This is a genomic window from Flavobacterium sp. FlaQc-48 (assembly GCF_044007335.1).
Lineage (GTDB): Bacteria > Bacteroidota > Bacteroidia > Flavobacteriales > Flavobacteriaceae > Flavobacterium.
Genome location: NZ_JBIPCR010000022.1, coordinates 99,523 through 114,338 on the forward strand (window position 1 = coordinate 99,523; position 14,816 = coordinate 114,338).

Annotated in this window: 14 protein-coding genes; 3 read left to right on the forward strand and 11 right to left on the reverse strand. The window is 36.0% G+C overall.

Annotated features, from left to right (window positions below; genetic code table 11):
* Nucleotides 1-407: 407 nt before the first annotated feature.
* Entirely contained in the window at nt 408-767 is a 360-nt protein-coding gene (locus ACHRWY_RS24550) for a hypothetical protein (protein ID WP_395358103.1), read from the reverse strand.
* A gap of 6 nt (nt 768-773) precedes the next feature.
* Complete coding sequence (locus tag ACHRWY_RS24555; protein ID WP_395358105.1) at nt 774-2,255, reverse strand: helix-turn-helix domain-containing protein; 1,482 nt, start codon at nt 2,253-2,255, stop codon at nt 774-776.
* Between the two features lie 196 nt (nt 2,256-2,451).
* Here ACHRWY_RS24555 and aceB point away from each other — a divergent pair, with 196 nt between their 5' ends.
* Both aceB and aceA read left to right on the forward strand, forming a co-directional pair.
* The gene (gene aceB / locus ACHRWY_RS24560) at nt 2,452-4,053 is read left to right on the forward strand and encodes a malate synthase A (RefSeq protein WP_395358107.1); all 1,602 of its coding nucleotides are present in this window, start codon (nt 2,452-2,454) and stop codon (nt 4,051-4,053) included.
* Between the two features lie 259 nt (nt 4,054-4,312).
* Nucleotides 4,313-5,593, forward strand: coding sequence for an isocitrate lyase (aceA, locus tag ACHRWY_RS24565; protein ID WP_395358109.1), 1,281 nt, complete (start codon nt 4,313-4,315; stop codon nt 5,591-5,593).
* A 139-nt stretch (nt 5,594-5,732) separates the two neighbouring features.
* Here aceA and ACHRWY_RS24570 read toward each other — a convergent pair whose 3' ends face one another.
* From ACHRWY_RS24570 to ACHRWY_RS24605, 8 genes are all read right to left on the reverse strand, one after another.
* Entirely contained in the window at nt 5,733-6,308 is a 576-nt protein-coding gene (locus ACHRWY_RS24570; RefSeq protein ID WP_395358111.1) for a Crp/Fnr family transcriptional regulator, read from the reverse strand.
* Nucleotides 6,308-6,625: a DUF6370 family protein gene (locus tag ACHRWY_RS24575; RefSeq protein ID WP_395358113.1), complete on the reverse strand. Its 318-nt coding sequence runs from the start codon at nt 6,623-6,625 to the stop codon at nt 6,308-6,310. The genes ACHRWY_RS24570 and ACHRWY_RS24575 overlap by 1 nt, the downstream gene beginning before the upstream one ends.
* A gap of 2 nt (nt 6,626-6,627) precedes the next feature.
* Nucleotides 6,628-7,788 (reverse strand): formate-dependent phosphoribosylglycinamide formyltransferase, encoded by a 1,161-nt coding sequence (purT, locus tag ACHRWY_RS24580; protein WP_395358115.1) that lies wholly within the window; start codon nt 7,786-7,788, stop codon nt 6,628-6,630.
* Nucleotides 7,785-8,273: a hypothetical protein gene (locus ACHRWY_RS24585; RefSeq protein ID WP_395358117.1), complete on the reverse strand. Its 489-nt coding sequence runs from the start codon at nt 8,271-8,273 to the stop codon at nt 7,785-7,787. The genes purT and ACHRWY_RS24585 overlap by 4 nt, the downstream gene beginning before the upstream one ends.
* A 212-nt stretch (nt 8,274-8,485) precedes the next feature.
* Nucleotides 8,486-10,357, reverse strand: coding sequence for a U32 family peptidase (locus ACHRWY_RS24590; protein ID WP_395358119.1), 1,872 nt, complete (start codon nt 10,355-10,357; stop codon nt 8,486-8,488).
* Nucleotides 10,358-10,601: 244 nt separating this feature from the next.
* On the reverse strand, nt 10,602-11,057 hold the full coding sequence (locus ACHRWY_RS24595) for a PA2169 family four-helix-bundle protein (RefSeq protein WP_395358121.1): 456 nt from the start codon (nt 11,055-11,057) through the stop codon (nt 10,602-10,604).
* A gap of 361 nt (nt 11,058-11,418) precedes the next feature.
* Nucleotides 11,419-12,609 (reverse strand): pyridoxal phosphate-dependent aminotransferase, encoded by a 1,191-nt coding sequence (locus ACHRWY_RS24600; protein ID WP_395358123.1) that lies wholly within the window; start codon nt 12,607-12,609, stop codon nt 11,419-11,421.
* Between the two features lie 71 nt (nt 12,610-12,680).
* A complete protein-coding gene (locus ACHRWY_RS24605; protein WP_395358125.1) occupies nt 12,681-13,775 on the reverse strand; it encodes a fatty acid desaturase family protein in 1,095 nt (364 codons plus the stop codon).
* Nucleotides 13,776-13,882: 107 nt separating this feature from the next.
* Between ACHRWY_RS24605 and rsmG the strand changes: the two genes are divergently transcribed.
* Nucleotides 13,883-14,512, forward strand: coding sequence for a 16S rRNA (guanine(527)-N(7))-methyltransferase RsmG (gene rsmG, locus ACHRWY_RS24610; RefSeq protein ID WP_395358127.1), 630 nt, complete (start codon nt 13,883-13,885; stop codon nt 14,510-14,512).
* A 47-nt stretch (nt 14,513-14,559) separates the two neighbouring features.
* Here rsmG and ACHRWY_RS24615 read toward each other — a convergent pair.
* Nucleotides 14,560-14,816: hypothetical protein (locus ACHRWY_RS24615; protein ID WP_395358129.1), on the reverse strand; the 257-nt coding region annotated here is incomplete at its 5' end.

Consider the following 14,816-nt stretch of genomic DNA (forward strand, 5'->3'; position numbering starts at 1 on the left):
TATTTTTATAGTACAAAGATACCGCCAAGGTCAAGGTAATGCACTTAACCTAGATTAAGAAAGGTTCTGAGGTTTTAAGTTGCTAAGATTCTAAGTCTTTTGTGAAGCAGAAATTTGGTTTTCAAAAGACGTCTAGTCCCGCTATCCGTTTCAATCTTTTGTGCCGAACGCCGGCACAAAAGGATTTTCACTTCTATCGGGGCTAAGTTAGAAGTTTTGTTTTTAGAAGTTGTTTAGATGTAAAATGGCAGAAGTAGAAAGGTTTCAGTTGGTCATCCTGAGGAACGAAGGATCACACTCGAAGCTCGACAAAGATTAGAAATTACAAAGTCTTTTTTAGCCTCAAAGTAACCACGCAAATAAAAAGTAACAACACAAATGATACATGCTAAAAAGACAGGGATAAATTATTTAATCCTAATTAACTTCCCTTTTCCAACCACTTCGTCAAGGTAATTCGAAGCTGAACTTTGCTTATCATGCATGTAAAACAGAATAGTATCTTTTTTGATTTGATCTTTTGAAATGCTTATAATTAAATCTGTATTGATAAAATGGTCCAATAGTATAATATTGCCATATGAGATTCTTCCTTTTGGCAAATACTTATTATCAAACACAAAAACACTATCATTAAAAGTAATTTTATCTTTTTGGATGTAGGAACTGTTGTCTTCTGTTAAATAATTATAACGGCCGGTAAGTTTGTCTGTTTTCTGGTTTAGAGTAATAAAAAACAGCGTTGTTATTAAAGTGAAATATTTCATATTGTTTTAGCTGAATTGATTAATAAACTGCTGTACAACTACATCAGTATTCTCATGACGTCTTTTCTTCTCTAATGCAACTGGCGGTGCGGCTCTTTCAGAACAATCTTTTACATCGCAGGTTTCGCAGGTAACACCAACAATTCTTTTTACTAAAGGCCTTCCTTCAATAAATTTGAATTTCTTTTTCATTGCCGGGGTAATCAGGATTCCAACAGAGATGCTTCTGATGCAATTTTCTACAAAAGGATCTTTAGTAGCCGATGAAAAAACTAAATATTCATTTCCGCTATGCGCATAACTTGAAATTTGAGCATCAAAAAAATGAGCTTTGTTTTGCCTGATAGCTTCGTCTATGGTTTTTATAGAAACCCATCTTCTGCAGTAATGTTCATTGGTTTCGTTGGCGTGCGGTTCCTGTTGGTTGGTAATGTGTAATTCCTTTTTGATTAGATATTTATCCGAGCCAATTTTATGCGACATTCTTAAAAAGAATAAATTCTTCAGGTGAAAATCTTTGGGTAATAAGTTGGTCAGTCGCTGATAGAAAGATTCCGGAGAAACTTCAAAACTCTCTATTAACGCCACAAATTCTTCGGGATTTGGTTTTTCGTTATTCAGGAAATCATTGATTTTGCTGGCAACCAATTGTCTTGGTAATAACAAAGCTCCCGCAAAGTACGAGGCATAAAAGTTGTGCAGCACCTGATCGAAATTTTCGAACTTGATCCAGCTAAAAGTAAGTAAGCGATCTGAAATTTTTAAGTAATTATAAGCGATTTCTTTGGCTAAAATAAATGCTTTCTGCGGATGGTCTAATTCTGTCGATAGTAATAGTGTTTTGCTTTTAGGAACATAAATAGAACGTAAATCGCCCAAAGCTTCCTGTTCAGAAAATATGATTTCTTTTATTTTATAATCGTACTCTTCTTTTAAAATGGCCTCTAATTCTTCGATACTTACTTTAGAATCTAAATTGATCTGAAATGATTTCGAAAACGAAATGACTTTATCTTCTAAATCTTCAAAATAATTATTGTGTGCTTCCTGATACGATCTTAAAGCGGCCAGAAAGAAACTTTCGCGACTTAAATTATAATGTTGGGCAATTTCTATGATCGTACTGATAAAGGCATTGACTTTGGCCGGAGCATTGGCAATAATATCGATTAAGTCAGCTTCCTGAATGCCAAAAAGTTCAAGTGGAATCTCTTTTAAAATACCCGATTTTAAAATTTCTCCAATCGGAGCAAGGTTGTTGTCCAGTTTTAAGGATACCATCTGGTCGTAACTCACATCCAAATGTTCGCACAAAAGTAAAATTTTATCTGTTTTAGGATATTTTTTTCCCTTTTCAATCTCGTTTAAGTACGATTTTGAAAGGTTTGTCAATTTGGCCAAGCCAAAAAGAGAAAGATTTTTTTGCGTTCTGACTTGCTTGAGTTTTAGCCCAAATATCAGCTTTATATAGTCTTTTTCGATATCCATGTATCAAATATAAGCATTTGAAAAATAATCGCCAAAAAATTATTTTTGATATTTAGCGAACGTTCGCTTGTTTTGTATAAAACTTTTTTCTAATATTGTGGTGTAGAAAATATTAGATATCAGATTGTTGTGTTTGTTTAATTTAAAAACGACAAAAATGATTTGATTGTTACTAATGAAAATAAAATCCGCAGCTATGAAGAACCAATTAGAAATTACCGAAACGGCAATGGAATTTTTAGCCGAAAAAAAGCTTTCTTATCCAAAAATCTGGACAGATGAAGCGATTGCTTTTATAACCGAATTGCATCGAAAATTCGAATCGCAACGAAAATTATTGCTTTTGCAAAGAGAGCAAAAACAAGTCTCTTTTGATCAGGGCATTATGCCGCTTTTTACACCTGAAACTAAAAGTGTCAGAGAAAGTAACTGGACAGCCGGAGCAATTCCAAAAGATCTATTAGACAGAAGAGTGGAGATTACCGGTCCGGTCGATCGCAAGATGATCATCAATGCCTTGAATTCTGGTGCGAAAACTTTTATGGCTGATTTTGAAGACAGTACTTCACCAACCTGGCAAAATTTGATGGACGGCCAAATGAATTTGATTGATGCGGTAAACAAAACGATTACGTACACCGATTTGGTGAAGCAAAAGTCCTATCACTTAAATGAAAAAATTGCCACGCTAATTGTGCGTCCGCGTGGTTTGCATTTGCCGGAAAAGCATCTTTTAATTGAAGGAAAAGAAGTTTCAGGTTCTTTGGTAGATTTTGGATTGTATGTTTTTCATAATCACAAAAGGCTTTTAGAAAACAATTCAGGGCCCTATTTCTATATTCCAAAATTAGAGCATTATCTGGAAGCACGCTGGTGGAACAATGTAATTGATTGTACCGAAGATTATTTAAAACTGGAAAGAGGAACTATAAAAGTGACAGTTCTAATTGAAACCATAACAGCCAGTTTTCAGTTAGATGAAATTATTTATGAGCTTAAAGAACATATCGTAGGATTGAATTGCGGACGTTGGGATTATATTTTCTCTTATATCAAAAAGTTTCGCAAGAACCCGAAGTTTATTGTTCCGGATCGTGATCAGGTAAATATGACTTCGCCTTTTATGAATGCCTATTCTAACCTTGTAATTCAGAGATGCCATAAACGCGGCATTCATGCAATTGGCGGAATGGCGGCCCAAATTCCGATTAAGAATAATGAAGAAGCGAATGCTGCTGCTTTTGCAAAAGTAAAAACAGATAAGGAACGTGAAGTCCGAAACGGTCACGACGGAACCTGGGTGGCACATCCGGATTTGGTTGCATTGGCAAAATCAGTTTTTGACGCCGGAATGCCAACTCCCAATCAAATTCAGGTAAAAAGAGAACATCGCAAAATAACAGAAGCTGATCTGATTGAACCACCAATAGGAATAATAAGTGAAAACGGTGTTCGAAAAAACATCAATGTTGGTGTATTGTATTTGGCTTCGTGGCTGAACGGACAAGGCGCAGCTGCTTTGCATAACTTAATGGAAGATGCAGCAACGGCAGAAATTTCAAGATCGCAATTGTGGCAATGGCTTCAGAATAAAGTGGTTTTGGATAATGGCCGAAAATTAGATCTGGCGTATTATCACGAATTAGCTTTAGATGAATTCCAGAAAATCAAAGACGAGTTAGGCGAAGAAAATCACGAAAAACGTCAATTTCCTCTAGCTGAAAAAGTATTGGAAAGATTGGTTGTAAATCCCGATTTCGTTGATTTCTTAACCATTCCCTGCTATAAATATTTATAAAAAATCGTTGCGTTTAATTTTTAAACACATAGAAACATAGGTTTAAAATTGCTAAAATTAATTTTAGAAAATTTTAAAAAACAAGTTTTTCACACATCACTATGTGTATTCAAACAAGTGAAACGCCTTTAACCACAAAGAAAAGCTATGTCCCTATGTGTTTAAGAATAAACTCAACATACTAATTAATGTTTTTTTGTCCCAATTCAAAACGGTGACTAAAAACGATTACTCACTAACCAACTTAACTATACTATTTATGAAAACAACAGAAGACAGAATTCAGGAATTGATTAACGATTGGATTACGAACCCAAGATGGAAAGGTGTTGAGCGTCCTTATACCGCTACAGAAGTTGTGACACTTCAGGGTTCCTATCAAATTGAGCATTCTATTGCCAAAATGGGAGCGCAAAAATTATGGAGAAAGTTAAAAAGTCAGGATTATGTTGCTGGTTTGGGGGCTTTAACAGGAAATCAGGCGATTCAGGAAGTCGATGCTGGTCTTGAAGCGATTTATTTGAGCGGCTGGCAAGTGGCTGCCGATGCAAATTTGGCCGGAGAAATGTATCCTGACCAATCGCTTTATCCGGTAAATAGTGTGCCAATGGTAGTTAAAAAAATAAATAATGCTTTGTTGCGTGCTGATCAGATTCAGACGGTAAACGGAGTTGAAGATAAAAAAGATTATCTGGTTCCGATTGTAGCTGATGCCGAAGCAGGTTTTGGCGGAAACTTAAATGCTTTCGAATTAATGAAATCAATGATTGAAGCCGGAGCTTCGGGAGTTCATTTTGAAGATCAATTGAGTTCTGCTAAAAAGTGCGGACATTTGGGCGGTAAAGTTTTAGTGCCCACTCAGGAAGCAATAAATAAATTAATTGCTGCGCGTTTGGCGTCAGATGTTATGGGAGTTTCTACGCTTATTGTTGCAAGAACGGATGCCGATGCAGCAAATTTATTAACGAGTGATGCTGATCCCAGAGATGCTAAATTTATTACGGGCGAAAAAACCGCTGAAGGTTTCTTCTACGTAAAAAACGGAATCGAACAGGGAATTGCAAGAGGATTAAGCTACGCTCCTTATGCCGATTTAATCTGGATGGAAACCAGTAATCCGGATTTGGTTTATGCTAAAAAGTTTGCGGATGCCATGAAAAAGGAATTTCCGGATAAAATGTTAGCCTACAACTGTTCGCCTTCTTTTAACTGGGCTGCGAAATTATCTGTTGCCGAAATGGAAACATTCAGAGAAGATCTGGCTGCAATGGGATATAAATTCCAATTCATTACTTTGGCCGGATTCCATGCTTTGAATACCAGTATGTTTGAATTGTCTAAAGCCTATAAAGAACGCGGAATGGCAGGATATTCTGAATTGCAGGAAAGAGAATTTGCTTTACAGAAAAACGGTTTCAGAGCGGTAAAACATCAGGCTTTTGTGGGAACTTCTTATTTTGATGCGGTACAAAACACAGTGATGATAGGAAAATCAACCATAACAGCAATGAAACATTCTACTGAAGTTGAGCAATTTTAATTCAAAATAAAAACCAGTTCAATGAACTGGTTTTTTGTTTTTTACCATTAAGATATTAAGAGAATTAAGTTTTAGCCTTAATGAAGAATATTAAGGTTTGCTCTTAATGAAACTTAATATCTTAAGGGTAAAATTATTTTTATTTCTTTAAAAGCCTTGCTTTCATTTTACTGAAAAATTCGGGCGTTACACCAATAAAAGAGGCGATTTGTTTTTGAGGCACTTTGTGCACCAGTGTTCCATACTTGCTGCAAAATTTCTCAAAACGTTCTTCGGCGGGTAGGCTTAAATTATCCATTAAACGCTGTTGATTCGCAACTAATGAATTTTCAATTAAAATTCTGAAGAAGCGTTCCAGTTTGGGAATCTCAAGGTATAATTGTTCCTGGTTTTCCTTAGAAAGTGAAACTACTTCGGCATCTTCTAAAACTTCGATGAAAAGTTGCCCCGGTTTTTGCGAAAAGAAACTGTACATGTCACTCATCCACCAGCCTGAGCAGGAAAATGCCAGAACATGTTCTACTATATTATCGTTGATATTAAAACTTCTTAAAATTCCTGAGTTTACAAAATAGGAGTGTTTGCATACTTCGCCGGCACTTAGTAAAATGGTTTTGGCTTTGTAAATATGTGTTTCCGTTTTAGATAAAAAATGAGCTTGTTCTTCCGGTGTTAACGAAACGTGCTTGGCAATGTTTTCAAGAATTAACTCCATTATTTTTCTTTAAGCAAAGTGAATGAAGTGGCTTTAAAACGGCCGTTTTCTACTTTTCCGGTAACAGAAGCTTTACGGATTTTATTGCAAAAACCATCTTCGGCATGTGCGTCACCATGTTGGTCGATAGAAGTTCCGTCAACAAAATACGGTTTTCCGTCAATACGAACAGCTAAATCGCAGCTTTTGCCTTTCATTCCAAATTGACATTCGCCACAGGCAGTTTCTACAATTTGAGGTTTTTCGGTTGTTTTTTTATCCTGAGCCTGTGTTGTGATTCCAATGAATAGGAATACTATAAATAATGCTTTTTTCATTTTTAAGAATTTACGGTTATTAATTTTGAAGTTGTTTTTGCACATTCTGTTACTTCTTCGATTGGAGTTGCTAATGAATCATAGCTTAAAACAACTCCCATTCGGCGATACGGTCTTGAAGTTGGTTTACCAAAGATTCTGAAATCGGTTTTAGGTAAAGCGGCTACTTGTTCAATTCCGGTAAAAGTTGGGTTTGTTGAATCTTCTGATGCTAAAATTACAGCGCTTGCTCCGGCTTTTTCTAAAGTGATTTCGAAAATTGGAAGACTTAAAATGGCACGCAAATGCAATTCGAATTCGTTGAAATTTTGAGTCCCGGCTAAAGTTACCATTCCGGTATCGTGTGGACGCGGAGAAAGTTCAGAGAAATAAACCCCATCATTAGTCAGGAAAAATTCAACACCAAAAAGTCCGGCGCCGCCCAGTGCTTCGGTGATTTTTTCGGCCATATCCTGTGCTTCATATAAATCGGCTTCAGAGACTTTTGCAGGTTGCCAGCTTTCCTGATAATCACCACGTTCTTGTCGGTGCCCGATGGGTGCACAAAACAAAGTTGGATTATTATTTTGAGTAATCGTTAAAAGTGTAATCTCTGAATGAAAATCTACAAATGCTTCTACTATAACTTCGATTACGTCGCCACGAGAACCTGCAACGGCATATTGCCATGCTTTTTCGATATCACTTTCAGTCTTTATAGTCGATTGTCCTTTTCCGGAAGATGACATTAAGGGTTTTACCACGCAAGGAATTCCAACTTCCTGAACGGCTTTTTGCAATGCTGAAGCCGATGTTGCGTATTGATATTTGGCTGTTTTAAGTCCCAGTTCTTTTGACGCTAAATCGCGGATAGCTTTACGATTCATCGTAAAATTGGCCGCTTTCGCAGAAGGAACAACAGTGATGCCTTGTTTTTCGTAATCGTAAAAGCGTTCGGTACGAATGGCTTCAATTTCGGGAACGATAAAATCAGGTTTATGTTTGGCAACGATCCGGTCAAGAGCTTCGCCGTCCAGCATGTTGATGACTTCGAATCCATGCGCAACCTGCATGGCAGGTGCATTTTCGTAACTGTCAACAGCAATTATGGTTTGTCCGATTCGTTGTGCAGCGATGACAAATTCTTTGCCTAATTCGCCTGAACCAAGGAGTAGTATTTTCATTTTGTTTGATTTAGAGATTGAGAATTTTGGCTCAGTTTTACAATTATTAAACTGCTTATAAAAGTTAGAACCATTAATACAAAGGATAAAAATAATATCGTGAGTATAGAAAAAATAATCTGATCCGGAAATTGAGATCTTAATGGAGCGGATATTCCATTAATGAATTTTCCGATTATATAAAGTGTAAAAAGAGCTAATATGATTTTTGAACTTACTCCAAAAGAAAATTGAGAGCAAGCTTTAAAATATGTTATTTGATTTAATGAAAAGCTGATTTTTTTAGCAGTACTCCAAAAGAGAAAAACAATAAATAATGGGAATAAAATTCCCCAGAAAATTGGATTCCAAAAAATACCAAAATCGCATATTTGGATACAAAGATCAAAGAAATAGCTTTTTGAGAATATCAAAAGTGGAAAAATCGAGCCTACAAAAAATCCAGCTATAATTGAATCTTTTCGGATGCTGGTTTTTTGTTCCATTTTGATTGTGATTTTGAGAGTAAAGATAAATAAAATGGAATTTATTCTCACGCAGATTTTGCAGATTCAGCAGATTTAATTTAACTGCAAAGTTCGCTAAGGATTACGGGAAGAACGCAAAGCTTCATGTAAAAATCAAAAAAAGGTTCGCAACGCTTTATAAAAAACTTTGCGAACCTTGCGTAATCCTTAGCGAACTTTGCGGTTAGGTATTAATGAAATTGATCTTCTTCGATTTCGAATTCGGCGTCTTTTTCCCAAATTTCCATTTCGCAGGGTTTGCAATTGAATTTTAGTTTGTATTCCAGCTCGCCTTGTTTTAAAACCAATGGTTCTTTTACTTTAACACCCATTATATCTTTTTGGTGTATTGGGCATTTTTTTAATTCGTATTTGATGCAATATTTGGTTGTCATTACACGCGATTTTCCCGGATCCCATTGTAGTTCAAATGCTTTTTCGATTTCGGTTACACCATGACGTTCGTAGAATTTACGTGCTGTCTTGTTCGAAACATTGTACATGAAATCCAGTTTGGTTTCAGGATACGGATGCGATGTTTTTACCAATTGGTGTTCTTCGCGTTTGTAATTGGCTAAACGAATTTGGGTTAACTGATCGTAAACGGTTCTTCGCATTTCATTGATTTTTGAGATAGGAAGGAACCAGTTTTGAGAAAACATAATGTTGATTTCATTAGCAGTATAAGGGGTGAAACCCGTTTTTGCCAATTGTGTTTTGATATTTTCTTCTATCGATTCTCCGCTTTTAGTTTGCTCTTTAGCATGCTCTAAATTTACAATACTTACATTTCCGTCTTCATCGGTTGCGATTAATTCAAAACCTGTTTCGTTTTCTGTTAGGAGTAAAGTCGTGTTTAGTTTTCGAACGGCACTGTCTTCTCTTTCTACAATTTTAATAAAAGCGGCATCGTTATTTCTGTAAATAAATGTTCCGTCCTTTACTTCTTTTAGAACATTTGGATATATTTTGCCGTTTTCGGCTTTGTTGACGTAGATTCCGTCGGCTTCGTTATTTTCGTTAATGAAGCAAAGCCCATCGCCGTTGTTTAATAATTCGCCATTTTCGATTTCGTAGGCATTTCCAACAGTTCGGATTAGTTTACCAATATATTGCCCTTTTGATTTTGGGCTTTCCCAGGAACCAATACTATGATTTCTGTCGTTTACGAAATAATCGGTATAACCACGGTTGAAAGTTCTGTTTAGAGAAGAATCAAAAGTATAGGTACAGGTACCGGAAGAAGCTTTGATATATTTGCCAATTCCTTCTCCTTCTAAAAAGCTGTCTAATTTTTGACGTAAAAAGGACACGTTATTTTTAACGTAAACAACATCTTTTAAACGGCCTTCAATTTTAAAAGAGACAATTCCGGCTTCAATTAAATTTGGAATCTGATCTGAAATATCTAAATCTTTTATCGAAAGCAAGTGACTGTTTTTAATTAAAGTTTCTCCGTTTCCGTCGATTAAGTTATACGGTAAACGACAGTTTTGGGCACAAGAACCACGATTGGCGCTGCGTTCTCCGTTGGCCACACTCATATAGCAGTTTCCGCTGAAAGAAACGCACAAAGCTCCGGTTACGAAAAATTCTAATTCAACATCTGCCTCGTCGTAAATCGTTTTAATTTGATGCAGGTTCAGTTCGCGGGCTAAAACCACACGTTTGATTCCGGCATCTTTTAGGAATTTGATTTTATCTGCGTCACGATTGTTGGCTTGTGTACTGGCATGAAGTACAATAGGAGGTAAGTCCATTTCCATAATAGCCATATCCTGAATGATCAGTGCATCGACACCAATATCGTATAATTCCCAGATCATTTGGCGGCAAGTCTCTAATTCATTGTCGTATAAAATGGTATTCATAACCACAAAAACCTGAGCGTTAAATAAGTGCGCATATTGAACCAATGCTGCAACATCTTCAATTGAGTTGTTGGCATTTGAACGTGCCCCAAATTGTGGCGCACCAATATAAACAGCATCGGCACCACTGTTTATGGCTGCCATTCCTCCAATTAAATCTTTAGCCGGAGCTAATATTTCGATCTTCTTCATTTTTAAGACTTTAACGTTCTGTGGTATTCACGGAAAAAAGTTTGCAAAGTTCTTATAAATATTTCGAGATTACTAATACTGAACTGACTTTTTTTGAAATAGTTAACTAATATGGAATGATGATATTTAAGGTTCTTGCTTTTTCTGATGCTCAGTATATTTTAATCCGTTCAGAATTTAAAACAAAAAACTACCCAGTCTTTTGACTAAGTAGTTTTTCTAAAATAAAAAGCTTCAATAATTATTAATTCGCTTTCATTTTAATTTGAGATAAAGTATTTTGAATACTGTTTAATTGTTTTGAAACAACTGAAACCTGATTGTGTTCCAAATGATTTTCTTCTAAGGCCATTTTGTATTTTTCGATGGCAGCTTCTTCACCGGTAACACATGCTTTTATGATAGCTTCAGTATCACCACTTGTAAAAGAGGATTTGATATCGATCCAGGCGCGGTGTAAAGCTCCTAATGGACCTCCTCCGGAAGTGTCTGTTGATTTTCCGAGTTTGTTGATTTCGTCTTGCAGTTCTACAATAAATAAGGCTCTTTCTCGTGCATATTCCAGAAAATCTGCTTTTATAGCAAGGTTTTCTACATGTTCAGCAGCGTTTGTATATCCTAATTTTCCATCTTCAAGAATTGAAATTAATCCTTCTAAAGTTTTTACTGCTTCCTGTGTGGTTTCATCTGTATGTATCATGACTAATAGTTTTTAAATTAATACATTACAAAGTTGAGAACTTTTAAAGTGTTATGTTTTACAGGATTACATTCGCCATTTTACAATATTGTGGAATGGGAATTTTGAAAGGCAAAAAAAGGTTTCACGCAGAATTAGCATATTAAAGCTAATTTTCTTAAAAAAAGGATTGGTTTTGTTTGCCAATTTGCGTGAGGGATAAAAGCGTATAGCCCGCAGCCTGACAAAGGAAGAGCAGGGACTTGGAGCGAATAGCACGACCCGGAAGAACACACCCAAAATAACCGCATAAAAAAACAGCTTAAAGTATAAAGTGATGAAACTTTGAACCTTAAGCCGTTTTAATAAAACTTATTTGGTATTATGCAGCCAAAGCTTCTTTGATTCTGCGTAATGCTTCTTTTAAGATATCGTCGCTTGTTGCGTAAGAGAAACGAATACAGTTTGGATTTCCGAAAGCGTCTCCTGTAACGGTTGCTACGTTTGCCTCGGCCAAAAGGTACATCGAAACATCGTTTGCATCTTTAATTTCGGTTCCTCTTAACGTTTTTCCGAAGAAAGAAGAAACGTCTGGGAATACGTAAAATGCGCCTTCCGGAACGTTGATTTTTACTCCTGGAATCTCTTTTAATAATCCAACCACTAAATCTCTACGGGTATGGAAAGCCTGAACCATGTGGTTTAATACGCTTGGATCAGCTTCTACAGCAGTAATGGTAGCACGCTGTGCTACAGAATTTGCTCCTGAAGTTACTTGTCCCTGAATTTTTGTACACGCTTTTGCAATGAATTCCGGAGCTCCGATATAACCAATTCTGTATCCTGTCATAGCAAATGCTTTTGCTACTCCGTTTACTGTAATGGTTCTTTCTAACATTCCCGGGATTGAACCGATGCTGCAAAAAGTTCCTGAGAAATTGATGTGCTCATAAATCTCATCGGCAACTACATATATATTGGGGTGTTTTTCTAACACTTTTGCAAGAGCTGTTAACTCTTCTCTGCTGTAAACAGATCCTGATGGGTTACAAGGAGAACTGAACCACATCATTTTTGTTTTTGGCGTGATGGCAGCTTCTAATTGTTCCGGTGTAATTTTAAAATCAGTCTCTACAGATGTTGGTACTTCAACCGGAACTCCGCCTGAAAGTTTTACGATTTCAAAGTAAGAAACCCAGTAAGGTGCCGGTAAAATAACTTCGTCACCATCATTTAACATTACCTGGGCAATATTGTATAAAGATTGTTTTGCTCCTGTAGAAACTACGATTTGAGTTGGTTTGTACTCTAAATTATTGTCTCTTTTGAATTTTCTGCAAATGGCTTCTCTCAATTCTAAGTAACCCTCTACCGGAGAATAAGTACTGTAATTTTCGTCAACTGCTTTTTTTACCGCTTCTTTGATGAAGTCAGGAGTATTAAAATCCGGTTCGCCTAAACTTAAACTGATAATGTCTTTTCCCTGTGCTTTTAGTTCGCGTGCTAAAGCAGCCATTGCTAAAGTTTGTGATGTCGCTAAGTTGTTGATTCTGTCTGAAAGAATATGATTCATTATAAAATTTTTGAATGTCCTTAATTTCAACTTTAATTAAGGAAGGTTAATTATTAATAGATTTTTTTATTTTATGCCAGTTCCGGTTTCATTCCAAGCTCCTTCAAATGTTTGTAATGTGCAATAACTGCTCCTCGCATCGTTTTGAATTCATGATAAGGCAGGTTACATTCGATGGCGGTTTGTTTTACGATTTCGGCAATTTTTCCGTAGTGAATGTGGCTGATATTCGGGAAAATATGGTGCTCGATCTGGTGGTTTAATCCTCCTGTGAACCAATTGACCACTTTGTTTTTAGGAGCAAAATTAGCCGTAGTATACAATTGGTGAATGGCCCAGGTATTTTCCATTTCCCCTTCTTCATTCGGAATTGGATTTGAAGTTTCCTCTACGACGTGTGCTAATTGAAAAACAATACTCAGGATTAATCCTGCTGTGTAATGCATGACGAAAAAGCCAATTACTACTTTCCACCATGTTACGCCCAAAATCATAGGCAAAGCCATCCAGATTAAAACGTAGATGATTTTTGTGATGACCAGAACAGTCCATAATTTAGTTGGGCTTTGTGGTGCCCCGTAAGATAATTTTCTTCTCAGATAATTTTTCATTTGCTTAAAATCGGTTGTTAAAGCCCAATTGAAAGTCAAAAGTCCGTATAAAAAGAAAGAATAATAATGTTGAAATTTATGAAAACGGTGCCATTCGGCATTTTTTGTAAAACGAATAATTCTTCCGGCATCAAGATCTTCATCATGACCGTGAATATTAGTATACGTATGGTGCAGTACATTATGCTGAACCTGCCAGTTGTGAACGTTTCCGGCCAAAACATAGATGCTTCCTCCCATAATTTTGTTGATCCATGATTTAGAAGAATAAGATCCGTGGTTTCCGTCGTGCATTACGTTCATTCCAATTCCGGCCATTCCAACTCCCATTAGAATATTCAATAGCAATTGTGCCCAAAACGGCATGTCAAGGGTTAGTATCAAAAAGTAAGGGGTTAGAAAAACGGCAAAAAGAATAATGGCTTTTAAATGCAACTTCCAGTTTCCTGTTTTCTGAATGTTATTCTCCTTGAAGTAATTGTTTACTCGTGAGTTAAGTGTTCTGAAGAACTTCAGATTGTCTTGCTTGGCAAATGTAGGCGCAGTGTTATTCATAATTAATTTAAATAGTTTTCAAAGGTAATTATTATAAATTTTCAATTTGCAAAATTGAGTTAAATATTTCGATCGTAAAGTAGTACTTTTGTTAAAAAATTAAAGCAATGGATGAGATATTGAAATATTTTCCGGATTTGACCAATATTCAAATCGAACAATTTCAAAAATTAGACTTTTTATACCACGACTGGAATGAAAAAATCAATGTGATTTCAAGAAAAGATATTGATGCCTTATATACAAAACACATATTACATTCTTTAGGAATTGCAAAAATCATGAAATTTGAACCTGGTGCAACTGTTCTTGATGTTGGAACCGGCGGAGGATTTCCCGGAATCCCGTTAGCGATTCTTTTTCCCGAAACCCGTTTTTACCTGATTGATGTTATTGCCAAAAAAATAAAAGTAGTTCAGGGCGTTGTGGATGCATTGGAATTAAAGAACGTAAAAGCAGAACAAAAACGTGCCGAATTGGTAAAAGGGGACTTTGACTTTATTGTAAGCCGTGCTGTAACCAATATGCCGGATTTTGTTTCCTGGATAAAAGATAAAATCAAAAAACAACATAAGCATACCCTGAAAAATGGAATCTTATATCTAAAAGGCGGAGATTTGACCGAAGAACTAAAAGATTTCCCAAAAGCAACTTTATATGATTTGTCTACTATTTTTGAAGACGAATTTTTTGAAACTAAAAAAGTGGTCCATTTGCCTTTGAAGTTTCAGGTTTAATTATGGGTAAGAAATAAATTACAAAAAGAGCTTTATTAAAGCTCTTTTTATTTTTCTATATGATGATATAGCGTTGGGTTTAGGTTAATTTCTTCGATAAGATGCTCATCAGTTAATTTTTTATATTCAGGTAAATTGTCATACTCACCAAATTTTTCTTCAGATATAAAATGTCCTTTGTAGACAACCATTCTAACATCGGGTCGTATTTTTGAAACTTGTTTGCGAGGGCCAGGCCATTCTTCTTCTTCATTTTCAAAGGGAATATTTCCAATTAATGGCCATAATCCTTTTTCAATTGAAG

Bases quoted from the DNA above. Each gene is read 5' to 3' on its own strand.
- ACHRWY_RS24550 (WP_395358103.1), bottom strand. From the start codon at position 767: ATGAAATATTTCACTTTAATAACAACGCTGTTTTTTATTACTCTAAAC.
- ACHRWY_RS24555 (WP_395358105.1), bottom strand. From the start codon at position 2,255: ATGGATATCGAAAAAGACTATATAAAGCTGATATTTGGGCTAAAACTC.
- aceB (WP_395358107.1), top strand. From the start codon at position 2,452: ATGAAGAACCAATTAGAAATTACCGAAACGGCAATGGAATTTTTAGCC.
- aceA (WP_395358109.1), top strand. From the start codon at position 4,313: ATGAAAACAACAGAAGACAGAATTCAGGAATTGATTAACGATTGGATT.
- ACHRWY_RS24570 (WP_395358111.1), bottom strand. From the start codon at position 6,308: ATGGAGTTAATTCTTGAAAACATTGCCAAGCACGTTTCGTTAACACCG.
- ACHRWY_RS24575 (WP_395358113.1), bottom strand. From the start codon at position 6,625: ATGAAAAAAGCATTATTTATAGTATTCCTATTCATTGGAATCACAACA.
- purT (WP_395358115.1), bottom strand. From the start codon at position 7,788: ATGAAAATACTACTCCTTGGTTCAGGCGAATTAGGCAAAGAATTTGTC.
- ACHRWY_RS24585 (WP_395358117.1), bottom strand. From the start codon at position 8,273: ATGGAACAAAAAACCAGCATCCGAAAAGATTCAATTATAGCTGGATTT.
- ACHRWY_RS24590 (WP_395358119.1), bottom strand. From the start codon at position 10,357: ATGAAGAAGATCGAAATATTAGCTCCGGCTAAAGATTTAATTGGAGGA.
- ACHRWY_RS24595 (WP_395358121.1), bottom strand. From the start codon at position 11,057: ATGATACATACAGATGAAACCACACAGGAAGCAGTAAAAACTTTAGAA.
- ACHRWY_RS24600 (WP_395358123.1), bottom strand. From the start codon at position 12,609: ATGAATCATATTCTTTCAGACAGAATCAACAACTTAGCGACATCACAA.
- ACHRWY_RS24605 (WP_395358125.1), bottom strand. From the start codon at position 13,775: ATGAATAACACTGCGCCTACATTTGCCAAGCAAGACAATCTGAAGTTC.
- rsmG (WP_395358127.1), top strand. From the start codon at position 13,883: ATGGATGAGATATTGAAATATTTTCCGGATTTGACCAATATTCAAATC.